Source organism: Streptomyces spinosisporus, assembly GCF_022698145.1.
Lineage (GTDB): Bacteria > Actinomycetota > Actinomycetes > Streptomycetales > Streptomycetaceae > Streptomyces > Streptomyces spinosisporus.
In genome coordinates this window covers 75,279-99,861 of the sequence record NZ_JALDAX010000003.1, presented here as the reverse complement: position 1 = coordinate 99,861, position 24,583 = coordinate 75,279, and the positions used below count along the sequence as shown (strand labels likewise).

General features: G+C 71.2%; 24 protein-coding genes. 6 read left to right on the top strand and 18 right to left on the bottom strand.

Features of this window, described 5'->3' with window-relative positions; genetic code table 11:
- Nucleotides 1-11: 11 nt before the first annotated feature.
- A complete protein-coding gene (locus MQN93_RS08675) occupies nucleotides 12-866 on the bottom strand; it encodes an NAD-dependent epimerase/dehydratase family protein (RefSeq protein WP_016435334.1) in 855 nt (284 codons plus the stop codon).
- Nucleotides 867-1,017: 151 nt separating this feature from the next.
- Here MQN93_RS08675 and MQN93_RS08670 point away from each other — a divergent pair, with 151 nt between their 5' ends.
- Nucleotides 1,018-1,890 carry a helix-turn-helix transcriptional regulator gene (locus MQN93_RS08670; protein WP_242708997.1) on the top strand — a complete coding sequence of 291 codons (873 nt, stop codon included), beginning with the start codon at nucleotides 1,018-1,020 and terminating at the stop codon, nucleotides 1,888-1,890.
- Here the strand turns inward: MQN93_RS08670 and era are convergent.
- The gene (gene era / locus MQN93_RS08665; protein WP_242708996.1) at nucleotides 1,870-2,829 is read right to left on the bottom strand and encodes a GTPase Era; all 960 of its coding nucleotides are present in this window, start codon (nucleotides 2,827-2,829) and stop codon (nucleotides 1,870-1,872) included. The two genes, MQN93_RS08670 and era, sit on opposite strands and share 21 nt — an antisense overlap.
- A gap of 177 nt (nucleotides 2,830-3,006) precedes the next feature.
- Between era and MQN93_RS08660 the strand changes: the two genes are divergently transcribed.
- Together MQN93_RS08660 and MQN93_RS08655 are read left to right on the top strand one after the other, a co-directional pair.
- On the top strand, nucleotides 3,007-4,329 hold the full coding sequence (locus tag MQN93_RS08660; protein ID WP_242708995.1) for an ammonium transporter: 1,323 nt from the start codon (nucleotides 3,007-3,009) through the stop codon (nucleotides 4,327-4,329).
- Nucleotides 4,326-4,664, top strand: coding sequence for a P-II family nitrogen regulator (locus MQN93_RS08655; RefSeq protein ID WP_016435330.1), 339 nt, complete (start codon nucleotides 4,326-4,328; stop codon nucleotides 4,662-4,664). The genes MQN93_RS08660 and MQN93_RS08655 overlap by 4 nt, the downstream gene beginning before the upstream one ends.
- On the opposite strand, the gene MQN93_RS08650 is transcribed toward MQN93_RS08655, so the two are convergent.
- From MQN93_RS08650 to MQN93_RS08630, 5 genes are all read right to left on the bottom strand, one after another.
- Nucleotides 4,558-5,568 (bottom strand): WxL protein peptidoglycan domain-containing protein, encoded by a 1,011-nt coding sequence (locus tag MQN93_RS08650; protein WP_242708994.1) that lies wholly within the window; start codon nucleotides 5,566-5,568, stop codon nucleotides 4,558-4,560. The two genes, MQN93_RS08655 and MQN93_RS08650, sit on opposite strands and share 107 nt — an antisense overlap.
- A gap of 56 nt (nucleotides 5,569-5,624) precedes the next feature.
- Nucleotides 5,625-6,941: a WxL domain-containing protein gene (locus MQN93_RS08645; protein WP_242708993.1), complete on the bottom strand. Its 1,317-nt coding sequence runs from the start codon at nucleotides 6,939-6,941 to the stop codon at nucleotides 5,625-5,627.
- Nucleotides 6,942-7,101: 160 nt separating this feature from the next.
- Nucleotides 7,102-7,578: a hypothetical protein gene (locus MQN93_RS08640; RefSeq protein WP_016435327.1), complete on the bottom strand. Its 477-nt coding sequence runs from the start codon at nucleotides 7,576-7,578 to the stop codon at nucleotides 7,102-7,104.
- Between the two features lie 214 nt (nucleotides 7,579-7,792).
- Complete coding sequence (locus MQN93_RS08635; RefSeq protein ID WP_016435326.1) at nucleotides 7,793-8,146, bottom strand: cytidine deaminase-like protein; 354 nt, start codon at nucleotides 8,144-8,146, stop codon at nucleotides 7,793-7,795.
- Between the two features lie 28 nt (nucleotides 8,147-8,174).
- Nucleotides 8,175-8,996 carry a helix-turn-helix transcriptional regulator gene (locus MQN93_RS08630; RefSeq protein WP_078516685.1) on the bottom strand — a complete coding sequence of 274 codons (822 nt, stop codon included), beginning with the start codon at nucleotides 8,994-8,996 and terminating at the stop codon, nucleotides 8,175-8,177.
- Between the two features lie 160 nt (nucleotides 8,997-9,156).
- Between MQN93_RS08630 and MQN93_RS08625 the strand changes: the two genes are divergently transcribed.
- Complete coding sequence (locus tag MQN93_RS08625; RefSeq protein WP_242708992.1) at nucleotides 9,157-10,593, top strand: MFS transporter; 1,437 nt, start codon at nucleotides 9,157-9,159, stop codon at nucleotides 10,591-10,593.
- On the opposite strand, the gene MQN93_RS08620 is transcribed toward MQN93_RS08625, so the two are convergent.
- From MQN93_RS08620 to MQN93_RS08585, 8 genes are all read right to left on the bottom strand, one after another.
- On the bottom strand, nucleotides 10,555-10,914 hold the full coding sequence (locus MQN93_RS08620) for an MmcQ/YjbR family DNA-binding protein (RefSeq protein ID WP_242708991.1): 360 nt from the start codon (nucleotides 10,912-10,914) through the stop codon (nucleotides 10,555-10,557). The genes MQN93_RS08625 and MQN93_RS08620 overlap by 39 nt on opposite strands.
- On the bottom strand, nucleotides 10,911-12,218 hold the full coding sequence (locus tag MQN93_RS08615; RefSeq protein ID WP_242708990.1) for a hemolysin family protein: 1,308 nt from the start codon (nucleotides 12,216-12,218) through the stop codon (nucleotides 10,911-10,913). The genes MQN93_RS08620 and MQN93_RS08615 overlap by 4 nt, the downstream gene beginning before the upstream one ends.
- Complete coding sequence (ybeY, locus tag MQN93_RS08610) at nucleotides 12,215-12,712, bottom strand: rRNA maturation RNase YbeY (protein ID WP_016435321.1); 498 nt, start codon at nucleotides 12,710-12,712, stop codon at nucleotides 12,215-12,217. The genes MQN93_RS08615 and ybeY overlap by 4 nt, the downstream gene beginning before the upstream one ends.
- 13 nt (nucleotides 12,713-12,725) lie before the next feature.
- On the bottom strand, nucleotides 12,726-14,855 hold the full coding sequence (locus tag MQN93_RS08605; RefSeq protein ID WP_242708989.1) for a PhoH family protein: 2,130 nt from the start codon (nucleotides 14,853-14,855) through the stop codon (nucleotides 12,726-12,728).
- Between the two features lie 151 nt (nucleotides 14,856-15,006).
- On the bottom strand, nucleotides 15,007-16,152 hold the full coding sequence (locus MQN93_RS08600; RefSeq protein WP_242708988.1) for a carbohydrate kinase family protein: 1,146 nt from the start codon (nucleotides 16,150-16,152) through the stop codon (nucleotides 15,007-15,009).
- A 62-nt stretch (nucleotides 16,153-16,214) separates the two neighbouring features.
- Nucleotides 16,215-17,636, bottom strand: a complete 1,422-nt coding sequence (locus MQN93_RS08595) for an MFS transporter (protein WP_242708987.1) — start codon at nucleotides 17,634-17,636, stop codon at nucleotides 16,215-16,217.
- 97 nt (nucleotides 17,637-17,733) lie between these two features.
- Nucleotides 17,734-19,023, bottom strand: a complete 1,290-nt coding sequence (locus tag MQN93_RS08590) for a glucarate dehydratase family protein (RefSeq protein WP_016435317.1) — start codon at nucleotides 19,021-19,023, stop codon at nucleotides 17,734-17,736.
- Nucleotides 19,020-19,967, bottom strand: coding sequence for a 5-dehydro-4-deoxyglucarate dehydratase (locus tag MQN93_RS08585; RefSeq protein ID WP_242708986.1), 948 nt, complete (start codon nucleotides 19,965-19,967; stop codon nucleotides 19,020-19,022). The genes MQN93_RS08590 and MQN93_RS08585 overlap by 4 nt, the downstream gene beginning before the upstream one ends.
- 95 nt (nucleotides 19,968-20,062) lie before the next feature.
- Between MQN93_RS08585 and MQN93_RS08580 the strand changes: the two genes are divergently transcribed.
- Both MQN93_RS08580 and MQN93_RS08575 read left to right on the top strand, forming a co-directional pair.
- The gene (locus tag MQN93_RS08580) at nucleotides 20,063-20,848 is read left to right on the top strand and encodes an IclR family transcriptional regulator (protein ID WP_242708985.1); all 786 of its coding nucleotides are present in this window, start codon (nucleotides 20,063-20,065) and stop codon (nucleotides 20,846-20,848) included.
- Between the two features lie 219 nt (nucleotides 20,849-21,067).
- On the top strand, nucleotides 21,068-22,258 hold the full coding sequence (locus MQN93_RS08575) for an MFS transporter (protein WP_016435314.1): 1,191 nt from the start codon (nucleotides 21,068-21,070) through the stop codon (nucleotides 22,256-22,258).
- Between the two features lie 30 nt (nucleotides 22,259-22,288).
- Here the strand turns inward: MQN93_RS08575 and MQN93_RS08570 are convergent, their stop codons facing one another.
- From MQN93_RS08570 to MQN93_RS08560, 3 genes are read right to left on the bottom strand one after another with little or no spacing between them, the layout of a single operon-like run.
- Nucleotides 22,289-23,278, bottom strand: coding sequence for an adenosine deaminase (locus MQN93_RS08570; protein WP_016435313.1), 990 nt, complete (start codon nucleotides 23,276-23,278; stop codon nucleotides 22,289-22,291).
- 20 nt (nucleotides 23,279-23,298) lie between these two features.
- Nucleotides 23,299-24,204: a ribonuclease Z gene (locus MQN93_RS08565; protein ID WP_037782440.1), complete on the bottom strand. Its 906-nt coding sequence runs from the start codon at nucleotides 24,202-24,204 to the stop codon at nucleotides 23,299-23,301.
- Between the two features lie 6 nt (nucleotides 24,205-24,210).
- Entirely contained in the window at nucleotides 24,211-24,564 is a 354-nt protein-coding gene (locus MQN93_RS08560) for a histidine triad nucleotide-binding protein (RefSeq protein WP_016435311.1), read from the bottom strand.
- Between the last annotated feature and the right edge of the window lie 19 nt (nucleotides 24,565-24,583).

The window sequence follows — 24,583 nt, the reverse complement described above, 5'->3', positions numbered from 1 at the left end:
GGGGCGCCGGCCTACAGGGCTCCGGCATCCAGGGCCGTCCACACGCTCGGGTAGATGGGCCGGAAGCCGAGTTCGCGGCGGATGCGCTGGTTGGACAGGATGCCGAACCACGGGTCGGGGTCCGCGATCTCGTACTGCTCGGCGGGCACCTCCTGGCCGTTGAGCCGGAACAGCTCGAGCGTCGTGACGGGGGCGTCGTCGGCGATGTTGTAGATCCGGCCCGCGATGCCCGGCGCGTACAGCAGCCGCATCAACCCCTGGGCGACATCCGCGTGGTGGGCCATCTGCAGGCGCTGGTGCGGGGCCCAGTGCACCGCCCAGTGCATGACGTTGGTCAGGTGCGGGTCGCCCTCGCCGTAGACGAAGGGGAGCCGTCCGATGCGGACGTCCAGGCCCTCCATCGCGAGCAGTGCGCGCTCCGCCTCGATCTTGGACTCGGGGTAGGCGCCCCACATCTCGCCGCCGGGCCGGCTCTCGTCGTCCTCGGTCAGCGGGCGGCCCCGCCCGGTGCCGTACACGTTGCCCGTGCTGACCTGCACGAACCGCTGCACGCCGGAGGCCTGCGCGGCCCGGCCCAGCGCGAGGGCCGCGTCCCGGTTGACGGCCCACGCCTCCTCGTCGGGCACGCCGCGGAAAGCGGCGGCGATGTTCACGACCGCGTCCACCCCGGCGAGCGCCTTGCCGAGCGTCTCCTCGTCCCGCATGTCTCCGACGGCGACCTGGGCGCCCAGCTCGGCGAAGCGCTCGCCGCGGGCCTCGTCGCGCACCAGGACCCGGACCTGCTCGCCGGGCTGCCGCTGCGCCAGCAGGCGCGGCACGAAACGCCGTCCGACCTGTCCCGTCGTACCGGTCACCAAAGTCAGCATGATGTGCTCCTCACACGCTCTGCGTCACGTCCGTACGTCGTCCGTTCCGTGCGACCAGCCTCGGACGGCTCGGCAGCGGGCGGGAGAGACCTCCTCATCAGGGGATCGGCAGTCCCTGGATAAGCCGGGCGCACGCGCGCACCCTGGAGGGGTGAACCGAGCCGAACTCGCCGACTTCCTGCGCCGCGGACGCGCCCGCCTGGACCCCTCCGACGTGGGCCTCACGGCCGGTGCCCGGCGCCGTACGCCGGGGCTGCGCCGCGAGGAGGTGGCCCAGCTGGCCGGGATGTCCGTGGACTACTACACGCGCCTGGAGCAGTCCCGGGGCCCGCGCCCCTCCCGCCAGATGCTCACCGCGCTGGCCCGCGCGCTGCGCCTGACCGAGGACGAGCGCGACCATCTCTTCCTGCTGACCGGCGAGGAGCCGCCGCGCCGGGAGGCGACCAGTACGCATGTGCGTCCGGGCCTGCTGCTGGTGCTGGACCGGCTGCACGACACCCCGGCGCTGGTGGTGACGGACTGCGGCGAGGTGCTCGCCCAGAACGCGATGTCGCGGGCGCTGAGCGGGGACGTGCTCGCCCGTCCGCCCCGTGAGCGCAATATGATCCGGCGCTTCTTCCTGGACCCCGCGGCCCAGGACCTGTTCCCGCCCGAGGACCGCCCGGAGCGCGCCCGTGAGCAGGTGGCGGGGCTGCGCGCGGTGTCGGCGGCCCGTCCCACGGACCCCGAACCCGCCGCCCTGGTCGCCGAACTGCGCGCCGCCAGCGAGGAGTTCGCCCGGCTGTGGGCCGAGCACGAGGTGGCCGTGCGCCGCGCCTCGACGAAGCGCTTCCGGCACCCGGTGGTGGGCGTCCTGGAGCTGGACTGCGAGGTCCTCGTCAACTCCGACCACAACCAGCAGCTGGTCGTCCACACGGCCCGCCCCGGCACGGACTCCTACGAGCGGCTGCAGCTGCTGCGGGTGGTGGGCCTGCAGGACATGACCCCATCAGAGGGCCGGACCTCAGAAGCCCAGACGCCGTAGCTGCTTCGGGTCCCGCTGCCAGTCCTTGGCCACCTTGACGTGCAGGTCGAGGAAGACGGGGGTGCCCAGGAGCGCCTCGATCTGCTTGCGGCTCTTGATGCCGACCTCTTTGAGGCGCTTGCCCTGGGGGCCGATGACGATGCCCTTCTGGCTGGGCCGCTCGATGTAGAGGTAGGCGTGGATGTCGAGCAGGGGCTTGTCGGCGGGCCGGTCCTCGCGCGGCAGCATCTCCTCGACCACGACCGCGATGGAGTGCGGCAGCTCGTCGCGCACGCCCTCCAGCGCCGCCTCGCGGATCAGCTCGGCGACCATGACCTGCTCGGGCTCGTCGGTCAGGTCGCCCTCGGGGTAGAGCGGCGGGCCCTCGGGCAGCAGCGGGATCAGCAGGTCGGCGAGGAGGTCCACCTGCTTGCCCGCGGTCGCCGAGACCGGGACGATCTCCGCCCACTCGATGCCCAGCTCCTTGCCCAGCTGGTCGATGGCGATGAGCTGCTCGGCCAGGGTCTTGGAGTCGACGAGGTCGGTCTTGGTGACGATCGCGACCTTCGGCGACTTCCTGATCCCCGCCAGTTCCTTGGCGATGAACCGGTCGCCGGGGCCGATCTTCTCGTTCGCCGGCAGGCAGAAGCCGATCACGTCGACCTCGGCCCAGGTGGTGCGCACCACGTCGTTCAGCCGCTCGCCGAGCAGCGTGCGCGGCTTGTGCAGCCCCGGGGTGTCGACCAGGATCAGCTGGGCGTCCTCCCGGTGCACGATTCCGCGCACGGTGTGCCGGGTCGTCTGCGGCTGGTTCGCGGTGATGGCGACCTTCTGCCCGACCAGAGCGTTCGTGAGGGTGGACTTGCCCGCGTTGGGGCGGCCGACGAAACAGGCGAAGCCCGACCGGTGGGCGGCCTCCTGCGGCTGCGACGGCCCGGATGACTGACTGCGAACGCTCATGCGCCCCATTCTCCCTGATCCACAGAGCCCCGCCGCACCGACGGGTGAGCACCGTCCGGCCCGCGACCGTCCACCCTGTGAGATCCGGGAAACCTCCACGCAACGAAACACCGCGGAAACACACCCGTGCGCAACCGGAAACGCGGGCCGGTGACGCTCTGACGAGCCCCCACCCCGATGGAGACGCCCGTGACCTTCGCCGCCCCGCATGCAGACACCGGTGACACCGCCTGGCTGCTCGCCGCCACCGCCCTGGTCCTGCTGATGACACCGGGCCTGGCCCTCTTCTACGGCGGCATGGTCCGCACGAAGAGCGTCCTCAACATGCTGATGATGAGCTTCGTGTCGATCGCCCTGGTCACCGTGGTGTGGCTGGCCGCCGGCTACTCGCTCGCCTTCGGCGACGACGTCGGCGGCGGGCTGATCGGCGGCCTGAAGCAGGCCGGGATGGCCGGTCTCGGCCCGGACAGCCTGCACGGCACCGTGCCCACCCTGCTCTTCGCCACCTTCCAGCTGACCTTCGCGATCATCACGGCGGCCCTGGTCAGCGGGGCGATCGCGGACCGGGCGAAGTTCGCCGCCTGGCTGGTCTTCGTGCCGGTCTGGGCGCTGCTCGTATACGTTCCCGTCGCGCACTGGGTGTGGGGCCCGGGCGGCTGGATCATGGCCCACCTCGGCGCCCTCGACTTCGCCGGCGGCCTGCCCGTCGAGATCACCTCCGGCGCCTCCGGACTGGCGCTCTGCCTGGTGCTCGGCCCGCGGCTCGGCTTCAAGAAGGACGCGATGCGCCCGCACAACCTGCCGATGGTGGTGCTGGGCGCCGGTCTGCTCTGGTTCGGCTGGTTCGGCTTCAACGCGGGCTCGGCCCTGGGCGCGAACGGTCTCGCCGCGGCCGCCTTCCTCAACACCCTCGCCGCCGGCTGCACCGGCCTGCTGGGCTGGCTCTTCGTCGAGCAGAAGCGCGACGGCCACCCCACCACCCTGGGCGCGGCCTCCGGCGCGGTCGCGGGCCTGGTCGCCATCACCCCGTCCTGCGGGACGGTCTCCCTGCTCGGCGCCCTGGTCGTGGGGCTCGCCGCCGGTGTCGTCTGCTCGTACGCCGTGGGCTGGAAGTTCAAGCTCAATTACGACGACTCGCTCGACGTCGTCGGTGTCCACCTGGTCGGCGGCGTCATCGGCACGCTGCTGATCGGCGTGTTCGCGGAGAAGGCGATGACGGGCTCCGCGGAGGGCCTCCTCTACGGCGGCGGGCTCGCGCAGCTCGGCAAGCAGCTGGTCGCCGTGGTGGCCGTGGCCGCGTACGCCTTCCTCGTCACGTTCGGCCTCGCCAAGCTGATCGACAAGGTGATGGGCTTCCGGGCCGACGAGGAGCACGAGCACACCGGCCTGGACCTTACGGTGCACGCCGAGACGGCATACGATCACGGCGTCCTGGGCCATGGTGCTCCGGTCTCGTCCTCCGTCCTCTCCTCCACCCAGAAGGTCCAGAGCCAGGCATGAAGCTCATCACCGCGATCGTCAAGCCCTACCGCCTCGACGAGGTGAAGACCGCCCTCCAGGAACTCGGTGTGCAGGGCCTGACCGTGACCGAGGCCAGCGGGTACGGCCGCCAGCGCGGCCACACCGAGGTGTACCGCGGCGCCGAGTACCAGGTCGACCTGGTCCCGAAGGTCCGCATCGAGGTGGTCGTCGGGGACGAGGTGGCGGAGGCCGTGATCGACGCGATCGTCAAGGCCGCGCAGACGGGGAAGATCGGGGACGGGAAGGTGTGGGCACTGCCGGTCGAGACGGTCGTACGGGTACGGACGGGCGAGCGCGGTCCCGACGCGCTCTGAGGTGGAGCGCGACGCCCACGACCACCACCACGAGCAGTACCAGCGCCACCACCCACGGCAGCGAGAAGAACGACGCGCTCGCCGACTCGCGGGTGTGCTGCGCGCTCGCCGTCAACGTCACGTCTCCCCAGTCGAGTTGGGGCGCCCCCCGCCAGGGCTCGGTGAGTTTCACGCGCTGTCCGGGCAGCAGTTCGGCGGGGATGCGGGTGAGGTCGCGGGCGAGCAGCGTACGGCCGAACAGGCCCTCGGCGCGCAGCTCCACCTTCGGGTTGAGGGTGACGTTGCCGGTGTTGTGCAGGGTGTAGGAGATCGTCGCCGTGCTGTCGCCGAGGCCGGGGACGAGGGGCTGGTGATGGGCGACATGCACGTTCTCGACGGCGATCGCGGGCAGGGTCGGGCCGCCGACGCGGAGGTAGAGGCGGGCTGCGACGGCCCGCTGGACACCCAGTGCGAGTGAGCCGTCGCCCTGGTCGATGTGTTCGTCGAGCGCCACCAGGGCGCCCGGGTGGTCGCCCGGTTCGGCCCCCTCGGGGACCTTCAACGTGAAGGGCACGGTGACTTTGCCGTGCGGGGGGACCGTCACGCGCGTCTTCGCGGGCTTCGCCCAGGCGCCGACGCCGCGCTGCTTCTCGTGCACGGTCTTCACGGCGAATCCGCCGTCCCGCACGGTGTTGTAGGCGTCCGCGGCGTACAGCCGGAAGGTCAGCGGGGCGCCGGTCTTGTTGGCGACGACCACCTTGTCCCGGACGGTCGTTCCGGGGTCGGCGGAGAGGTAGAAGTAGGGGCGCGCGGCGATCTGGGTCGCGGCCGGGTAGACGGACCAGCTGCCGTTGTCGGCGGCGTGCGCGGGTGCGGCGAGGGCGGCGAGCAGCAGGCCCAGGACGAGGACGTACAGCTTGCGCATGGGTGCGGACCCCCCACGGCGAGAGGTTGGACGGGCGGGTGCGGGCGCCCGCGCGGTCAGGACAGCGTGAGGGTGAGGACGCCGGAGTACGCGCCCGGAGGCGTGAACGCCGGTACGTCCAGGGAGAGGCCTGCGTCCGCGGTGAACTCACCGCCGGCGAGCGTGCCGTTGGGGGTGGACGCCAGGGTCGCGCCCGAACTGCCCACGGTGCCCGCGGAACCGGCCTGGCAGGTGCTCGGGCTGCCCGCCTTGGTGGCGCAGGCGGGGCTCCAGCTCAGTTTCCCGGCGTCGATTTTGGCGCCGGGACCGGTGAAGTCGGTGACCTTGCCGGTGAGGGACCAGCCCGCGGGTCCGCCGCGGAAGTCCTTGACGGTGACGGAGTTCAGGGCGCCGGTCGAGGCCCCGCCCTTGCCGAAGTCGACCGCCGACAGGGCGACGGAGTCACCGGCCTGGGACATGGACAGCGTGCCGGCCTTCACCGTGGTCGTCAGCTTCTGGCTGCCGTCCGGGACGGGCGTGGTGTCGTTGACGACGTAGGCGGCGGGACCCGCCCCCTTGTCGGCGCTCCACGTACTGCCCTCGTAGGCCACCACACCAGTTGTCGTGGTGTCGTTGACGACGAGCGTGCCGCTGAAGGAGCCGTCGGCGGCCGCGGTGACGGTCGCGGTGTCCGCGGTCTGGGTGTCCCCTGCGCGTCCGGCGAGGGTGACGGTCGCGCCCGCGGTGAAGTTGCTGCCGCTGACGGTGACGGGGTCGCCCGCGTTCCCGGAGGCCGAACTCAGCGAGATGGCCCGGTTGTTGGCGGGGTTGGAGTCGGTCGCGGTGACGGTCTCGGAGACCGGTGCGGGCGGATTCGTCACCGTGCACGGGGTGTCGAGTTCGAGGATGTAGCTGGTGTGGATGTTGTAGTCGCCGGGCGAGAGGGTGATCGCGCCGGGCGAGGTGACCGTGAAGGTGCCGGTCATGGAGAAGGACGGGAAGGCGCCGTTGCCCGGTACCGGGTCGTTCTTCCTGGGTCCGGCGACCGTGACGTCACCGGTCTGGGCACCGCCGAGGGTGACCTTGCCGGTGGGCGTCATGATGTCGGCCGGCAGGGCGATGGCGGTGGGGTTGTTGGCGGCGGGCTTGACGACGGTGTAGGTGACGGTGACCGTGTCACCGACCTTCGGACTGTGGTTGTCCACCGCGACGTTGGCGGTGGTGGTGCCGTCGATCGGCGGGATGCCGGCGACGGCGGGCGGGATGCAGTGCGTGGGGAAGTCCACGTCGGTGGCGGCGCCGGCCGGACAGGCCAGTGCGGCACCCGCGGAGACCGCGAGCGCGGTCGCGCCGAGCAGCGAGGCCAAGCGGCGTCTTCGGGTTGTCGTACCCATGGGTGTGCCCCCTCTCTTGTGCGCTCACTGGGGGCATTGATGTGGGGATCGCGTGAGAAGTCAATGGAGACGACGCAACTGACATGACGGACCGTCAGCTCCACGGGCTCGGGAACTGACGGTCCACGCAAGGCGGTTCAGTGCCGGTTCGGCGGCCGGCTCAGTCGAACACGAACGGTCCGGGCGACTGAGGGCCGGTCGCCGTACAGGTGATGGTGATGCCGAAGACGGTCATCTTCAGCGAGCCGCCGAAGGCTTCCAGGCTGTCGCCGGAGGCCACGGTGCCGCTGAGCGGACCGACGGTGACGGGGTCACCGGCCGCCATCGCCGGGTTCTTGGTACCGGTGAAGTCGGTGGTGCCACCGCTCGCCTTGACCAAGGTCAGCGTGGAGGCGATCGAGTCCTCCGACAGGGCGATCGGAGCGGTGACCGCCGACGACGTGAGGGTCATGGTGGCCGACGTGCCGTCCTGGGTGGCCGTGAGCGTGGCGTCTCCGCCACCGAAGCTGCCGCAGTCGGCGGTGAGCGTCGCCGACTGCGGGGTGACCGCGAGCGCACTGGGGGCGAACGCGAGCGAGGCGGCCGCGAGGGCCCCCAACGCCATGGCCGCACCTGAGGTGATACGTGTGGCTCTCATGAGGATCCGGCTCCCTTCCCGAAGCTGGGAACTGCCATGTGGGGATGGTGGGGAGAGATCCGTACGGGCCGTCTGCCGGGCGTGGTGCGGTACGCCGGGTGGGGGGGGTGGACGGGCGGATCTGACGGACCGTCGGAACTACCGGTTCCATTGATGCCCGTGTGATGAAGAAACGGCAAGGACGAATTCCGGACGACTCTGAAGCGGCCGGTTTTCAACCCGCGGTCACGGTGCTCCTGACCGTCCCGTCGGGCCCGGCCACCAGCACAGGGGTCCCCGGTCCGCCCAGGTCCGCCACCGCGGCACGGTCCTGCTCCGAGGCCGACCCGGCCTCGGTCACCACGGCCGCCGCCTCCAGCGACGTCGCTCCGGAGGCCACCGCCATGGCCACCGCCGTCTGCAGCGCGCTCAGCTTCAGTGACGGAAGACCGACGGTCGCGGCGACATACGTACGCCCGGTGTCGTCCCGTACGGCCGCACCCTCGGGCACGCCGTTGCGGGCCCGCGCCGAACGGGCCAGGGTGACGATCTTGCGGTCCTCGGGGTCGAGCGCGCTGCTGTCGGTCATGATCCGAGCATACGTACCGGCACGGCCGTCATCCGGCCACGGGGTACATCGCCCCGCGCCGGCCCTCCGGGGACGCCAGCCACTCCAGCTTCGCCGCCGTGTTCGCCTCGTCCAGCGGGGTGTGCAGCACGACCGTCAGATCGGGCCGCGCGGGCACCCGCATCGCCGTGGACTCCACGACCAGCAGCCCGACCAGCGGATGCTCCAGCTCTTTGCGGATCTGCCCCGCGTCCTCGATGTCCCGCTCCGCCCACATCGCCGCGAACTCCGGGCTCGCCTCGGTCAGTTGGGCCAGCAGCGCCTGGAAGCCCTCGTCGTCGGGGCGCGCCGAACTCGCCGCCCGGAACTGCGCGACGACCGTGCGCGCGTTGCGCTCCCAGCTCTTGGACCGTGAGCGGTACAGGGGGTCGGTGAAGAAGTCGACCACGCAGTTCTGCGTGATGTCCGGCCGCATGCCCAGCACCGCCGCGGCGGCGTCGTTGTAGAGCACGCAGTTGTAGTACGCGTCCATGATGTGCGCCGGATACGGCATCCAGGTGTCGATCAGCCGCCGCAGCCCCTCGTACATGTCCTGCCGGTCGGGCTCGGCCTCCGGCGGGGGCGGGTTCAGGCCCGCCAGCAGATACAGATGCCGCCGCTCGGCACCGCTCAGTTTCAGCACCCTCGCCACCGAGTCGAGCACCTGCGGGGAGACCGAGATGTCACGCCCCTGCTCCAGCCACTGGTACCAGGACGCACCCACGCCCGCGAGAACGGCGACCTCCTCGCGCCGCAGCCCGGGCGTGCGCCGCCGGGCCCCGCCGTCCGGCAGACCCGCCTCGGCCGGGGACACCCGGGCCCGCCGGCTCATCAGGAACTCGCGCAGCTCCTTCAGCCGGTGCGCCTTGCCCGCCGCTGTCTCGACGACCTCCGCCACGTGCCCCACTCCCCCATCGCCGTGCCTGGTGGTGCCACCACCAGCACAACCTGCCGCTCCCCACCGCTATTCCGGCGCCCGCAGGCTCGTGCCCATGGCGATCGACACCACCCGACACGACACCACCGGACCGCTCGACACCCCCCGGCTGTCGACGCGCGACAAGCTCGTCCTCTTCGTCCTGTGCGCGGCCCAGTTCATGGTCGCCCTGGACTTCTCCGTCCTGAACGTCGCCCTGCCCGACCTCGGCGCCGACCTCGGCATGAACCGGTCCGCGCTGCAGTGGGGGGTCACCGCGTTCGCGCTGCCCTCCGGCGGCTTCCTGCTGCTGTTCGGCAGGATCGGCGACCTCTACGGCCGCCGCAGACTGTTCCTGACCGGGCTCGCACTGTTCGGCGCGGCCTCGCTGCTGGCGACCATCGCCTGGGACCCGGCGTCGTTCCTGACCGGACGCGCCCTGCAGGGCCTCGGCGCGGCGGCGATCGTCCCGACCGGCATGTCCCTGCTGACCACGACGTTCCCGGAGGGCCCGGCCCGCGACCGCGCCCTCGGCATCTCCGGCACCCTGCTCTCGCTCGGCTTCACGGTCGGCATGGTGGCGGGCGGCGTCCTCACCGACGCCTTCGGCTGGCGCTCCACGATGGCCCTGCTGACGCTCTTCGCACTGCTCGTACTGCCACTGGCGCCCACCCTGCTGCCGGAGTCCCGCACGCCGGAGCGCCCGCGCCTGGACGTCCCCGGCGCGGTCACCGTCACCGCGGGCCTGCTCTGCCTCATCTACGCCCTGTCGACGGCCGCCGACCACGGCTTCGACCGCCCGGACGTCGTCACCGCCCTCGTGGCGGGCGTCGTCCTCCTCGCCGCCTTCGCCACCGTCGAGTCCCGTACGGCCGCCCCGCTGGTCTCGCTGCCGATGCTGCGCCGCCGCACGGTGGCGTGGGGCAACCTCGGCGGCCTGGTCACCTTCTCGATGATGTCGACGGTCGTCTTCGTGCTGACCCTGTATCTGCAGGAGGTCCTTGATCTGTCGGCCTTCGAGACGGGCCTGGTCTTCGGCGTGCAGGGCGTGCTGTCGGCGGTCGCCGGGGCGTACGCCCCGAAGGTCATCGGCCGCCTGGGGGCCCGCCGCACCCTCGTCGCCTCGCTCGCAGGCCAGGGCGCCCTGATCGCCGCCCTGCTCGGCCTGAACGCCCACACCTGGTCGGTCTGGCTCGCCGTGAGCGCCGTCTCCCTGTCCAGCATGTGCCACCTGGGCGCGATCATCTCCTACGGCCTGACCGTCACCTCCGGCGTCCCGGACGAGGAACAGGGCCTGGCCACCGGCCTGGTCACCTCGACCCAGCAGGTCGGCCTCACCGTCGGCATCCCGCTCCTCGGCGTCCTGGCCACGACCTCGGACGACCTGCTGACCGGCGTCCACACGGCGCTGGCGGTCGACGCGGCGGTCGTGCTGGCCGCGGCCGCCCTGGTCGCCGTGGGACTGCGGGTGCGCTCAGGGGCGGTCGAGGCGGAGCCGCTCGGCGCGCGGTAGACCGGCCACCACCAGGTCGTACGAGTCCTCGACGAGCTCCCGGACCAGCCGGTCCGGGAGTGCGCCGTCGACCGTGACGGTGTTCCAGTGCCGCTTGTTCATGTGGTAGCCGGGGATGATCAGGCCGGGGTGGTCGGCGCGCAGCCGGACCGCGTCCTCCGGGTCGCACTTGAGGTTGACGGTCAGGGGCCGCGCGCCGAGGTTGGTCAGCGCGAAGAGCTTGCCCAGCACCTTGAAGACGGAGGTGTCGGGGTTGAACGGGAAGTCCTCCACCGCGGCGTTGAAGGACAGGCAGAACGCGCGCAGTTCCTGCGGGGTCACTCGTCCTTCGCCTCCTCCGCGGGCGGGTCCACCGGCTCGATCGGCTCCACGAGCACGGTGACGATCTTGTTGCGGCGGCCGGCCGCGGCCTCGGCGGTCAGGCGCAATTCGCGGCCGTCGGGGAGCTCGACGACGGAGGAGGCCTCGGCGATGGGCACGCGGCCGAGGGCCTTGGCGAGCAGTCCGCCGACGGTCTCCACGTCCTCGTCGTCGAACTCGTCGAGGCCGTACAGCTCGCCGAGGTCGGTGATGTCGAGGCGGGCGGTGACGCGGTAGCGGTCGTCGCCCAGGTCCTCCACGGGCGGCAGTTCGCGGTCGTACTCGTCGGTGATCTCGCCGACGATCTCCTCGAGGATGTCCTCGATGGTGACGATGCCGGCCGTGCCGCCGTACTCGTCGATGACGACGGCGACGTGGTTGCGCTCCTGCTGCATCTCGCGCAGCAGGTCGCCGGCGTTCTTGGTGTCGGGCACGAACGCGGCCGGGCGCATGGCGGTGGAGACGAGTTCGGACTCGGCGTCGCGGCTGATGTGCGTCTTGCGGGCCAGGTCCTTCAGATACACGATCCCGACGATGTCGTCCTCGCTCTCACCGGTGACCGGTATGCGCGAGAAGCCCGAGCGCAGCGCGAGGGTGAGGGCCTGACGGATCGTCTTGTAGCGCTCGATGACGACCAGGTCGGTGCGCGGGACCATGACCTCCCGCACGAGGGTGTCGCCCAGTTCGAAGACGGAGTGCACCATGCGGCGCTCCTCGTCCTCGATCAGGGACTCCTTCTCCGCGAGGTCCACCAGCGCGCGCAGCTCCGCCTCGGACGCGAACGGGCCGCGGCGGAAGCCCTTGCCGGGGGTGAGCGCGTTGCCGATCAGGATCAGCAGGTTGGGGATCGGGCCCATGATCCTGGCCAGCGGCAGCAGGACGTAGGCCGCGGCGGTCGCCGTGTTCAGCGGGTGCTGGCGGCCGATGGTCCGCGGGGAGACACCGACGGCGACGTACGACACCAGGACCATGACGCCGATCGCGACCAGCAGGGCGCGGGTGGTGCCCGGGAACTCCTGCAGACAGGCGTACGTCACCAGGGCCGCTGCCGCCATCTCGCAGGCGACGCGGACCAGCAGCGCGACGTTCAGATAGCGGGTCGGGTCGGCCGCGACCTGGGCGAGCTTGGCGCTGCCACGCCGCCCGGAGCGCACCGACTCCTCGGCCCGGAAGCTGGAGACGCGTGCGAGGCCCGCCTCCGCGCAGGCGGCGAGCCAGGCGACGACGACCAGCGCGATCGCGCCGGCGACGATCTGCGCACTCATGAGACGGTCGGGGCCGGGGACGGGCCGGTCAGGCCCTTCTCCGCGCGCCAGCCGTCCACGATGGCCGCCTGCAGACCGAACATCTCGGCCTTCTCGTCGGGCTCCTCGTGGTCGTATCCGAGGAGATGCAGCACCCCGTGGACGGTCAGGAGCTGGAGCTCCTCGTCCATGGAGTGCTGCGTCGGCGCCTCTTCGCCCTGCTTCTTGGCGACCTCGGGGCACAGCACGATGTCACCGAGGAGGCCCTGCGGCGGCTCCTCCTCGTCCTTCGACGGCGGACGCAGCTCGTCCATCGGGAAGGACATGACGTCCGTCGGCCCCGGCAGGTCCATCCACTGCACATGCAGCTGCTCCATGGCATCGGCGTCCACGACGATCACCGAGAGCTCGGAGAGCGGGTGGATGCGCATCCGCGCGAGGGCGTAGCGGGCGATGTCGAGGATCGCCTGCTCGTCGACCTCGGTTCCGGACTCGTTGTTGACGTCGATCGACATGGTGCTGGGGTGTCTACTTCCGTTTGGTGCGGCCGCCCTTGTGGGTGCCGTTCTCCGTACCGTGCTGGCTGTCGTACTTCTCGTACGCGTCGACGATACGGCCGACCAGCTTGTGCCGGACGACATCCTGCGACGACAACCGGGAGAAGTGGACGTCGTCCAGTCCCTCCAGGATGTCCTGCACCTGCCGCAGACCCGACTTGGTGCCGCTGGGCAGGTCGACCTGCGTCACGTCACCGGTGATCACTATCTTCGAGTCGAAGCCGAGCCGGGTCAGGAACATCTTCATCTGCTCGGGACTCGTGTTCTGGGCCTCGTCGAGGATGATGAAGGCGTCGTTGAGGGTGTTGTGCGTCAGCAGGTAGTCCTGCGTGACGTACAGCGAGTCCTCGGCCGCCACCTGGATGCAGACGGTCTCCTCCCGGCCCGCCGGCTCGATCGAGTCGATGAACCGCATCGGGCGTCCGCCGCCCCCGGCCGCGTGGTACTTGTCTCGCTTGCGGGCGAGGCGGAACGGCTCGATGCCCTCGGGCAGGCGGATGTCGACGACATGGCTGTCGTAGCGGTGAGCCGCCAAAGCCGTCCCCTGCTTGCGGCCCTCGGCAGGACGGCGGCGCGTGTAGGCGACGCCACCGAGCGACCGGACCAGCGCGATGACGTCGTCACGCAGCAGGATCGACGCGGTCGAGAACTGGACCCGGCAGGTGCGGTCCCGCTGCGTGACCGGTCCGCCGTCGGAGTCGAGCAGACCCTGGAGGACGGCCAGCCGTACCTCCGCGGAGTTGTACAGGTAGTCGTCCGGGACGAACTTGGAGTGCGAGCGGGTACGCAGCAGATCCAGCTCACGCAGTACCCGCGTGACGGGATTCTCCAGAGTGATCACATCGCCGGGGGACTTGACCCGGTTGAGTACGTAGTCCGGTCCGCCCTTGTGCCGCACCACGACACCGGGCAGAGCCGCCTCCAGCGCCTCGGCCAGCTCCGGATCCTCCGTCGCGAAGCTCGGCGTGGTGGAGCCCGTGAGGCAGCCGTCGCCCAGCAGCAACCCCAGCGCGTACGCGTCCATGGGTACGTCACGCTCGGGGAAGCACACCGGCGACGTCAGCATCGGCAACTCATAGCGGCGGGCATGCGCCGCCCGCAGGTTGCCGATCATCTCCTGGGTCTCCAGCACCCGCCACGGCTTGTCACGGCGCTTGTCGTCGCGCGTCCTGACGGTCCACAGGTGCTCGCCGCAGGCCAGGGTCCAGGAACCGTCCTGGGCGGTGACGCGGTAGATGTCCTTCTCGCCCTGTGGATACACGCCGAGGACCGGCGTCGGCTCACCATTCGAACCGATGACAAGGTCGCCGACCACTAGATCACCGATGGGGCGCCAGCCCTCCGGCGTCAGAACGTTGGTGAAGACCGGTTGCGCGCGACCACGCATGTACGCCAGCGGCGCCACCTCGATCGTCCCCGCCGCCATCAGGCGCGGGATCGAGTCCGGGTCGAGCATGTCGTGCAGGGCGTCGTAGAGCGGGCGCAGGTAGGGGTCGATCTTTTCGTAGAGGGTGCCGGGGAGGAAGCCGAGGCGTTCTCCGGCCTCTACCGCCGGGCGGGTCAGGATGATGCGGTTGACCTGCTTGGACTGCAGGGCCTGTACCGCCTTGGCCATGGCGAGGTAGGTCTTGCCGGTGCCGGCGGGGCCGATGCCGAAGACGACCGTGTGCTTGTCGATCGCGTCGACGTACCGCTTCTGGTTGAGGGTCTTGGGGCGGATCGTGCGGCCGCGGGAGGACAGGATGTTCTGCGTCAGTACCTCGGCCGGGGTCTCCTGGCCGTCGCTCGTCCCGTTCTCGCTCGCCTTCAGCATGGCGATCGAGCGTTCCACTGCGTCCTCCGTCATCGGCTGCCCGGTGCGGAGCACCAGCATCATCTCGTCGAACACGCGCGAAATGAGGGCGACGTCCTTCGGGTCGCCGACCGCGCTGATCTCATTGCCCCGGACGTGGATGTCGGCCGCCGGGAAGGCCTTCTCGATCACGCGCAGAAGGGAGTCGCCGGACCCCAGAACGGTGACCATGGGGTGCTGGGCGGGGACGGTGAACTCTGCTCTCGCCTTCCCCTGCGCGGGGGTGTGAGCTGTGGGTGTCTGAGTCATGGGCCGGCTCGTAGGCCTTGCTCGTCCTCCTCGTTACGGCACGCTCGCCGCTCGGGCTGCCTGGCGATTTCCAGGGTACGCCGGGGCAGTGACAACGCCGTAGGGCTTTTCGGTGCCCTGTGTTTCACAGCGCCGCGTCCGGTCCGCGCCCTCACGCGGACCGGAAACCGATCGTCGGCACCGCCCGCCGCAGCGGCCAGGGGCGGGCCTCCTCCTCGGGCACCAGCGCCTGGAGGAAGGCGTACCGGCGCAGGGCGGCCGGGTCCTGGCCGCGCACCGACTGCACCTCGCGCCACCAGGCGCCGATCTCGGACCAGCCAGGGGCGGAGAGGGAGCCGCCGAACTCCTGCACCGACAGGGCGGCCGTGAGGCCCGCGAAGGCGAGGCGGTCGGCGAGCGGCCAGCCCGCGAGGGTGCCGGTGACGAAGCCGGCCACGAAGACGTCCCCGGCGCCGGTCGGGTCCAGGGCCTCCACGGCGATGGCGGGGACCTCGGCGGTCTCGCCGGTGCGGCGGTCCACCGCGTACGCCCCCTCGGCGCCGAGGGTGACGACCGCGAGCGGGACGTGTTCGGTCAGGGCGTGGGCGGCGGCGCGGGGGCAGGTGGCGCCGGTGTAGCGCATCGCCTCCTCCGCGTTCGGCAGGAAGGCCTCGCAGTGCTGGAGGTCGGGCAGGCCCGCGAGGTCCCAGGTGTCGGTGTCGTCCCAGCCGACGTCGGCGAAGACGCGGGTGCCGCGCTCTGCCGCCCGGGCGATCCAGGGGGCGGATCTGCCGGGCGTGAGGGAGGCGACGGCGGCACGGGCGCGGGGGGTGCCGCCGGGGGTGCCGGAGGGGTCGAGGACGACCTCGACGGGCGGTTCGTGGCCGTGGGAGACCATCGTGCGCTCGCCCTCGTAGGCCATGGAGACGGTGACCGGGGAGTGCCAGCCGGGGACGGTGCGGGAGGTGGAGAGGTCGATGTGCTCGCCCTGCTCCAGCGCGTCCCAGCAGTACTCGCCGTAGTGGTCGTCGCCGAAGGCGGCCGCCAGGGACGTCTTCAGGCCGAGGCGGGCCAGGGCCGTGGCCATGTTGGCGACGCCGCCGGGGCTCGACCCCATCCCGCGCGCCCAGGACTCGGTCCCGCGCACCGGGGCGGAGTCGAGCCCGGTGAAGATGATGTCGAGGAAGACGGTGCCGGTCAGATACACGTCCCAGGGCGGGTCGTCGGGAGCGCGCAGCACGGCCAGGGGGTCGACCTCGGCCTGGCACTGCGGTCCTTCGGTGATGGGCGACGGTCCCTTCCCGGTGGGCGTGATCACGGTGCGCTCCCTGACATGGTGCGGATCAGGCCAGTGTGCACCACGTCACTGACACCGGGGCGTCACGCGGTCGCGGCTCCGGGATGTGCCGTGGGAGCCGTACGGGTACTGCGGGCCGCGCCCGGTGCCGGCTTGCGGGGTGCGGCGGCCGGGGCGGGGGCCGGGCGGGTGCGGATCCGGTCGTTGCGGCCGCCGCCGCGGACCAGGAGCACGCTGAGTGCGGCGAGGAAGCCGACGACGGTCAGGCCCACCAGGCCGGCCTTCGTGGAGCCCGTGGTGTCCTCGATGATCCCGAACGCCGTGGGGGCGACGAAGCCGCCCAGGTTGCCGATGGAGTTGATCAGGGCGATGCCCGGTGCGGCGGCCCTCGCGTCCAGGTAGCTCTGCGGGATCGTCCAGAAGATCGGCGAGGCCGGCTTGAAGCCCATGGCGGCCAGGCACAGGGCGCCGAGGCTCACCCAGGGCGAGACGAACACCGCGAGCAGGGTGCCGCAGCCGCCGAGGACGAGCAGGGCGACAAGGACCGGGCGGCGCTTGCCGATGCGGTCCGAGATCCGCCCGGCGACGTACACCGCGAGGATCGCGCACAGCCACGGGACCGCCGTCAGCAGGCCGACCTGGAAGTCGCTCAGCCCGCCGATGTCGTCCACGATCGACGGCAGCCAGAACGTCACCGCGTACAGGGCGACGTTGATCGCGAAGTAGATCCACAGGAAGAGCAGCATCTGCGGGTCGGCGAGCAATTTCCAGCGGGAGACGTGCGTGCCGGTGCCGCGCTGCTCGTCGCGGACCGTCTGCTCGGCGTCGATGACCGCGACCAGTTCCCGCTTCTCCTCGTCGGTCAGCCAGCGCGCCTCCTGGACACCCGAGTCGAGGAAGCGGAAGACGACGAACCCGAGGACGACCGAGACGACGCCCTCGACGAAGAACATCCACTGCCAGCCCGAGTGGCCCCAGACGCCGTGCATTTCGAGCAGGGCGCCGGAGATCGGGCCCACGATCACCGTCGCCGTGCCGGACCCCATGAGGAAGATGGAGGTGGCCCGGCCGCGGTGGGAGTCGGGCAGCCAGCGCGAGAAGTAGTAGATGACGGCCGGGAAGAAGCCCGCCTCCGCTACGCCGAGCAGGAAGCGCAGGGTGTAGAACATGCCGGGGCTGTTCACGAAGGCCATCGCCGTCGCCACCACACCCCAGCTGATCATGATCCGGGTGAGCCAGACCTTGGGCCCGAAGCGCTCCATCAGCATGTTGGAGGGGACTTCGAAGAGGGCGTACGCGATGAAGAAGATGCCTGCGCCGAGTCCGAACGCGGCGGCGGACAGGCCCACGTCGGCGCGGAGTTCGTCCTGCGCGAAGCCGAGGTTGACGCGGTCCATGTAGTTCGCGACGAACATCACGAAGAACAGCGGGACCACACGGCGGAAGATCTTGCGGATGGCGGACTCGACCGCCGGCGGGTGGAGTTCGGGGACTGCTGCTGACACGAGCGGCTCCGATCGTGGGCAGGGGAAGGGGAGTTGACGGCCTGCGTCACCAGGCCGGAATCACCAGGCCGGAATCACTGGCGAGGGACAACCGACGTCACCAGCGAGGGACGGCCGGGGTGACCCACGAGGGGTCCGCGACGCGCATCGCCGCCGCGTCGTCGCGTTCGCGCAGCGTGCCGTCGTCGTCGAGCCACCGCTGGTGCAGCAACCGCACCTTGTCGCGGTCGAGTTCGACGCCGAGGCCCGGCGCGTCGGAGACGGTGACCTTGCCGCCTACGAAGGTCAGGCGGTCGCTCAGCACGTCCTCCGACTGCCACGGGTAATGGGAGTCGCAGGCGTGATGCAGGTTCGGGACGGTGGACGCGACATGGGTCATCGCGGCGAGGCTGATCCCCAGATGGGTGTTGGAGTGCATGGACACCCCGACGCCGAAGGTGCGGCAGACGGCGGCGAGCTGCTGGGTGTTGCGCAGGCCGCCCCAGTAGTGGTGGTCGGACAGGACGACCTGGACGGCGCCCTTGGTGAACGCCTCCTCGATCTCGGCGAAGGTCGTCACGCACATGTTGGTGGCGAGCGGTACGCCCGTGGCGGCGGCCACCTCGGCCATCGCGGGGGTGCCGAGCGCCGGGTCCTCCAGGTATTCGAGGACGTCGCCCAGTTCGCGGGCCACCTTCAGCGAAGTGGCGACGGACCAGGCGCCGTTGGGGTCGAGGCGCAGCGGATGTCCGGGGAACGCCTCGGCCAGTGCGCGGACCGCGGCGATCTCCTCGTCGGGCGGGAAGACTCCGCCCTTGAGCTTGAACGAGGTGAAGCCGTACCGCTCGGTGAACAGCCGGGCCTGCTCGACGACCCCGGCCGGGTCGACGGCGGCGCCCCAGTCGTCCTTCTCGCAGGCCACGCCCTCGGGGTGGTCCGCCCACTTGTAGAACAGGTAGGCGCTGTACTCGACGGCGTCGCGCAGCTTGCCGCCGAGCAGCGCGTGCACGGGCAGGCCGAGCGCCTTGCCGAGGGCGTCGAGGCAGGCGACCTCGAAGCCGGAGACGACGGACAGCCGCAGCTTGTCGGCGGTCTGGACGCCGCGCAGTCCGCCGACGTCGACCTGTCCGGAGACCCGGGCGTCGTCCACGGCGACCTCGTCGGCCACGGTGAACAGGCCGTTCAGGTCGCTGACCTGACGACCGATCAGCTTGCTTGCGAACGGCCGTGCCAGTTCCAGGTACTTGGTGTCGCCGTAGGTCTCGCCCACACCGGTGATCCCGTCGGCGGTCACCACCTCCACGATCAGCCGCGGGGTGTACGGCTGGTGCACGCCCTGGGTGTTGAGCAGCGGCGGGTCGGCGACCAGGATCGGCGTCAGCCGTACGTCGGTGATGGTGAGGTTCACAGGGAGGCTCCCACGAGGTCGAGTCCGGTGGTCAGGAGGGTCTTGAGGTCGGCCAGGTCGGCGGCCGAGGGGTCGGTGAGCGGGGCGCGCACGGGGCCGACGGGGCGGCCGCGCAGCCGGGCCGCCGCCTTCACCAGCGACACGGCGTATCCCGGTACGCGGTCGCGGAGTTCGACGAGCGGGACGTAGAAGTCGCGCAGCAGTGTCTCGATCGTGGCCGCGTCCTCCTTGTGCAGTGCCGTGAAGAAGGCGTCGGCGATCTCGGGGGCGAAGGCGTGGACGGCGGAGGAGTAGGCGGGGACGCCGACGGTGCCGTAGGCGCGGGCCTGGATCTCGGCGGTGGAGGCGCCGTTGAAGAACAGGAAGCCGTCGGGGGCGGCGAGGGTCAGGCGCTGGAGGCGGTCGAGGTCGCTGTGGCCGTCCTTGAGGCCGATGACGTTCGGGATGGCGGCGATGCGCCGCAACGACTGGGTGGTGTAGGCGACTTGGCCGCGCTGGTAGGCGATGAGCGGCAGCCGGGTGCGGGCGGCGATCTGCTCCAGCTGGGCGACCAGGCCGTCCTGCGGGGCGGCGGTCAGATAGTGCGGCAGGACGAGGAGCGCGTCGGCGCCGGCCTCCTCGGCGATGTGCGCGAACCGTGCGGCCTGTGCCCAGCCGTAGCCGGTGCCGGCGACGACGGGCACGCGCCCGCCCGCTTCTTCGACGGCGATGGTGACGACCTGCCGGTACTCGTCCTCGTCGAGCGAGAAGAACTCGCCGGTGCCGCAGGCGGGGAAGAGGGCGCCGGGCGCGGTGGCGAGCTGGGCCGCGACATGGGCGCGGAAGCCCTCCGGGTCGAGCGAGCCGTCGTCGTGGAAGCTCGTGAGCGGGAACGACAGCACGCCCTTCGCCATGCCGTCCCGCAGCCGCCGGACCGTGCCGGTGTGGAGGCTCACCCTCGCCATCTCCCTATGTAGACGTCATCCACGTATGAAGATGGAGGTTAGATACACGAACCGTGGGCGTCAATGGGGCGGGGCGTCACGATTACGATCGGGCCATGTCGGAGACAGAAGGCGGCGTCCGCGAGGTGAAGTCGGCCGCACGGACGGTCGAACTGCTGGAACTGCTCGCGGCGCGCGGCGACCGGCCGGCGCGGCTGCAGGAGCTGGCGGACGAGCTGGGTGTGCCGCGCAGCTCGATGTACGCGCTGCTGCAGACGCTGATCAGCCGGGGCTGGGTGCGCACGGACATCACCGGTTCGCTGTACGGCATCGGCATCCACGCCCTGCTCACCGGCACCAGCTATCTGGACTCCGACCCGCGCGTGCGCATCGCGCGGCCGTATCTCGACGAGGCCTCCGACGCGCTGGGCGAGACGATCCACCTGGGGCGGCTGGACGGCCGGGACGTGGCGTATCTGGCGACCCGGGAGTCGCACGAGTATCTGCGGACGATCAGCCGGGTGGGGCGGCGGCTGCCGGCCCATGTCGGGGCGCTGGGCAAGGCGTTGCTGGCCGAGCGGGCCGACACGGAGCTGCCCGAGGGGCCGTACGAGGCGATGACCCCTCACACGCACACCAGCAGGGAGTCCCTCTGCGCGGACCTCGCCGAGATCCGCGCGCGCGGCTACTCCGTCGACCGCGAGGAGGGCGTCCTCGGCATCGTCGGCTTCGGCTTCGCCCTGCGCTACGAGACTCCAGCGCAGGACGCGATCAGCTGCTCGGTGCCGGTGGCCCGGCTGACGCCGGAGCACGAGGAGCACATCGTCGCGACCATGCGGGCGATCCGCCTGAAGATCGAGTCGACGGCGCCCGGGGCGGCGGGGTCGGCGCACTGGCGTTAGCGGGCATTTCGTCGCGAGTCGGGCGCCGGTCCACGCGCAGGGGCGGTCTCAGCTACCCCATCTCTCCAGCCCCAAACAGAACGTGTGCCACATCACACCCTGCGGACTTCTTCGGGAAACCGCGTGCTTGATACAACTTGCTCGCGCGTTCCTGTCCGTCGACGGCCTGCGCCCACCCCCTTTCCTGTGCCGGTTCTTTCGCATGCCCTGGGAACGCCCGTGTTCGCCCCTCGCACCACCCCCTGGCCCCTCGTCGCCCTTTTCGGGGCCGGGTACCTCGCCCCCTATCTGCTGCCCACCACCGTGGGCCGACTGGATTCGGGGCTGCCCCTGACCGCCACCCAGGCGGGTGCCGTCGGCAGTGCGCTGCTGCTGAGTTCCGCGGCGGCCGGCTTTCTGCTGGCCTCGCGGGTCGAACGGTTCGGGGCACGGACCCTGGCCCGCATCGGGCTCACGCTCGCCGCGCTCGGCTACGGCACCGCCGCCCTGACCCACGCCGTCCCGGCCGTCGTCCTCGGCGCGCTGGTCGGCGGATTCGGCTCCGGTACGGCGACGACCGTGGCCGCCACCGGGATCGCGGCCCAGCCCGATCCGCACCGCACGACCACGATCGGCCTGCTCGGCGTCTCCGCGCTCGCGGGCGCCGTCTATCTGACGGTGCCGCACCTCGGGGCGGGCCACGGCCAGCCCCTCGCGGCGATCGCCCTCACCGCGCTCGCCGTCTGGCCGCTCACCGGCCGCCTCCCGCTGCGTACGGCCACCCAGCGGTCCGCACTGGACGGCCCCCGCCTGCCCCACTTCCGCTCCGGACTCGTCCTCGCCCTCGCCCTGCTGTGCTGGTCGCTCGCGCAGAACTCCCTGTGGGGCGTCAGCAGCCGGATCGGGCTGGCCCAGGCGCATCTGTCGGAGGCGACCGTCGGCGCGGTCTTCGCGGTTGCTCTCGGCGCCGGACTGCTGGGTCTGACGGTCGCGGGCGCGGTCGGGCCGCGGTTCGGGCGGGCCGTCCCGGTGGGTGCCGGCACCGGCGTCATCGCCGGCTGCATCGTCCTCAGCGCGTCCGCGACCGACCTCACGTCCTTCGCGACCGGCGAGATCGCCTGGAACCTGCTCTACCCGGTCGTGCTGTCGTACGTGATCGGCCTGGCCGCCTCCCTCGACACCCGCGGCCGCTGGGCGGTACTGGTCGGCTCGGCGTCCTCACTGGGCACGGCAGCGGGCCCCCTCGCCGGCAGCGTACTCGCGGCCCGGACCGGGTTCGCGACCATGGGCACAGTCCTGGCCACCGGCCTCCTCGTGATCGCAATCCCGATGACGGCAGTAGCACTGCGCGTGACCAGAAACCCCCTCCCGGTCGTCGAGATCCCGGTCGAGACACCCGCGGCGAGCCCCTACGACACGACAGCCGCGTAAAAGCCGCAGCCCAGAAGTACAAGCCGCTGCTTAGAACTCGTACGCCTCCACCTCCGCGAGATACCGGGCCCGTCGCTCCTCGTCGTCCTCCAGGAAGGAGGCGACGAAGGAGTTGCGGGCCAGTTCGCGCAGGCGGTCCTCGCTCAGGCCGAGCGTTGAGCGCACCGCGTCGAAGTTGTCCCCGGCGTACCCGCCGAAGTAGGCCGGGTCGTCGGAGTTGATCGTGCAGAGGAGGCCGGCGTCGAGCATGGTGGGGAGGGGGTGGTCGGCGAGGGTGTCGACGGTGCGGAGGCGGACGTTGGACAGGGGGCAGAGGGTCAGCGGGATGCGGTCGCGGACCAGGCGCTCGACCAGGGCCGGGTCCTCCATGCAGCGCAGCCCGTGGTCGACGCGCTCGATGCCGAGGACGTCCAGGGCCTCGGTGATGTACTCCGGCGGCCCCTCCTCCCCGGCGTGCGCCACGCGCCGCAGGCCGAGCGCCGCCGCGGCCTCGTACACCTCGCGGAACTTCGCCGGCGGATGCCCCACCTCGGCCGAGTCGAGACCAACGGCGGTGATCCGGTCCAGATACGGCTTCGCGGCCTCCAGGGTCCTGAGCGCCGACTCGGCGGACTCGTCCCGCAGGAAGCAGAGGATCAGCCGCGTCGAGACGCCGTGGTGCTCCTCGCTGCTGCCCAGCGCCCGCCACAGCCCCTCGACGACCGTGCCCATCGCGACGCCCCGCGCGATGTGTGCCTGCGGGTCGAAGAAGATCTCCGCGTGCCGCACGCCCTGCGCGGCCGCGCGGGCGAGGTAGGCGTTCGCGAGGTCCTCGAAGTCCCGCTCGGTGCGCAGGACGGCCATGAGCTCGTAGTACAGGTTCAGAAAGGACTGCAGGTCCGCGAAGTCGTACGCCTTGCGCAGCTCGTCGGTGTCCGCGTACGGCAGCTCGACGCCGTTGCGCGCGGCCAGCGCGAAGGCCAGCTCCGGCTCCAGGGTGCCTTCGATGTGGAGGTGCAGTTCAGCTTTGGGGAGGGGCATCGAAGTATCGTACGGGTGTTTTACCGGCGTTTCGGAACCGGTACCCGCAGCAGATCGTGCGCCACGGTCAGCTCCCCCTCGAAGCCCGCGGCCCGCGCCTGCCGCTCGAACTCGTCGGGCTCGCCGTACCGCTGGCTGAAGTGCGTGAGCACCAGATGCCGTACGCCCGCCTCGCGCGCGACCGCCGCCGCCTGCCCGGCGGTCAGGTGGCCGTGCTCGGTCGCGAGGTCGGTGTCCTCGTCGAGGAAGGTCGACTCGATGACGAGCAGGTCGCAGCCCTCGGCGAGCGCGTGCACCCCGTCGCACAGCCGGGTGTCCATGACGAACGCGAACCGCTGGCCGCGGCGGACCTCGCTGACGTCCGCGAGCGGGACGCCGTCGAACGACCCCTCCCGCTGCAGCCGCCCCACGTCCGGCCCCTTGATGCCGTGCGCGGCCAGCCGCTCGGGGAGCATACGGCGGCCGTCGGGCTCGATCAGCCGGTAGCCGTAGGACTCGACCGGGTGGGAGAGCCTGCGGGCTTCGAGCGTGTACGAGCCCGTGGCGGCCAGGGTGCCGTCCGTGTCGACCGGCGCCTCGGTGAGCGCGACCGTCTCGCGGTAGGCGGTGGCGTACCGCAGGCGGTCGAAGAAGTGCTGCCCTGAGCGCGGGTAGTGCGCGGTGATCTCGTGCGGCACCCGGTCGAGGTTGATGCGCTGGACGACACCCGCGAGCCCCAGGGAGTGGTCCCCGTGGAAGTGCGTGACGCAGATCCGGTTCAGGTCGTGCGCGGCGACCCCGGCACGCAGCATCTGGCGCTGCGTGCCCTCGCCGGGGTCGAAGAGCAGGCCCTCGCCGTCCCAGCGCAGCAGATAGCCGTTGTGGTTGCGATGCCGGGTCGGGACCTGGCTGGCCGTGCCGAGGACCACCAATTCACGTACGGACACGGCCTGTTACCCGGGGGGCCACTGCAGGCCGCGGCCACCGAGGACGTGCGCGTGGACGTGGAAGACGGTCTGGCCGGCGCCGGGGCCGGTGTTGAAGACGACGCGGTAGCTGTCCAGCTTGTCCTCGTCTGCGACCGCCTTCGCCTCGCGCAGCACGTCCGCCGCGAGGTCCGGCTCGGCCGCGGCGAGCGCCGCGGCGTTCTCGTAGTGCGCCCTGGGGATCACCAGGACGTGCGTGGGTGCCTGGGGGTTGATGTCGCGGAAGGCGACGGTGGTCTCCGTTTCCCGGACGATCGTCGCCGGGACATGACCTTCGACGATCTTGCAGAACAGGCAGTCGTCCTGCGGCTCCCCTGGCATGTGCTCTCCTCAAGCCGGC

What these genes read in the sequence shown, in the direction of transcription:
- MQN93_RS08580 (WP_242708985.1), top strand. Translation starts at nt 20,063, where the DNA reads ATGTCGGAGACAGAAGGCGGCGTCCGCGAGGTGAAGTCGGCCGCACGG.
- MQN93_RS08655 (WP_016435330.1), top strand. Translation starts at nt 4,326, where the DNA reads ATGAAGCTCATCACCGCGATCGTCAAGCCCTACCGCCTCGACGAGGTG.
- ybeY (WP_016435321.1), bottom strand. Translation starts at nt 12,712, where the DNA reads ATGTCGATCGACGTCAACAACGAGTCCGGAACCGAGGTCGACGAGCAG.
- MQN93_RS08560 (WP_016435311.1), bottom strand. Translation starts at nt 24,564, where the DNA reads ATGCCAGGGGAGCCGCAGGACGACTGCCTGTTCTGCAAGATCGTCGAA.
- MQN93_RS08675 (WP_016435334.1), bottom strand. Translation starts at nt 866, where the DNA reads ATGCTGACTTTGGTGACCGGTACGACGGGACAGGTCGGACGGCGTTTC.
- MQN93_RS08645 (WP_242708993.1), bottom strand. Translation starts at nt 6,941, where the DNA reads ATGGGTACGACAACCCGAAGACGCCGCTTGGCCTCGCTGCTCGGCGCG.
- MQN93_RS08585 (WP_242708986.1), bottom strand. Translation starts at nt 19,967, where the DNA reads ATGGCGAGGGTGAGCCTCCACACCGGCACGGTCCGGCGGCTGCGGGAC.
- MQN93_RS08660 (WP_242708995.1), top strand. Translation starts at nt 3,007, where the DNA reads ATGGAGACGCCCGTGACCTTCGCCGCCCCGCATGCAGACACCGGTGAC.
- MQN93_RS08570 (WP_016435313.1), bottom strand. Translation starts at nt 23,278, where the DNA reads ATGCCCCTCCCCAAAGCTGAACTGCACCTCCACATCGAAGGCACCCTG.
- MQN93_RS08605 (WP_242708989.1), bottom strand. Translation starts at nt 14,855, where the DNA reads ATGACTCAGACACCCACAGCTCACACCCCCGCGCAGGGGAAGGCGAGA.
- MQN93_RS08635 (WP_016435326.1), bottom strand. Translation starts at nt 8,146, where the DNA reads ATGACCGACAGCAGCGCGCTCGACCCCGAGGACCGCAAGATCGTCACC.
- MQN93_RS08650 (WP_242708994.1), bottom strand. Translation starts at nt 5,568, where the DNA reads ATGCGCAAGCTGTACGTCCTCGTCCTGGGCCTGCTGCTCGCCGCCCTC.
- MQN93_RS08640 (WP_016435327.1), bottom strand. Translation starts at nt 7,578, where the DNA reads ATGAGAGCCACACGTATCACCTCAGGTGCGGCCATGGCGTTGGGGGCC.
- MQN93_RS08625 (WP_242708992.1), top strand. Translation starts at nt 9,157, where the DNA reads ATGGCGATCGACACCACCCGACACGACACCACCGGACCGCTCGACACC.
- MQN93_RS08615 (WP_242708990.1), bottom strand. Translation starts at nt 12,218, where the DNA reads ATGAGTGCGCAGATCGTCGCCGGCGCGATCGCGCTGGTCGTCGTCGCC.
- MQN93_RS08630 (WP_078516685.1), bottom strand. Translation starts at nt 8,996, where the DNA reads ATGAGCCGGCGGGCCCGGGTGTCCCCGGCCGAGGCGGGTCTGCCGGAC.
- era (WP_242708996.1), bottom strand. Translation starts at nt 2,829, where the DNA reads ATGAGCGTTCGCAGTCAGTCATCCGGGCCGTCGCAGCCGCAGGAGGCC.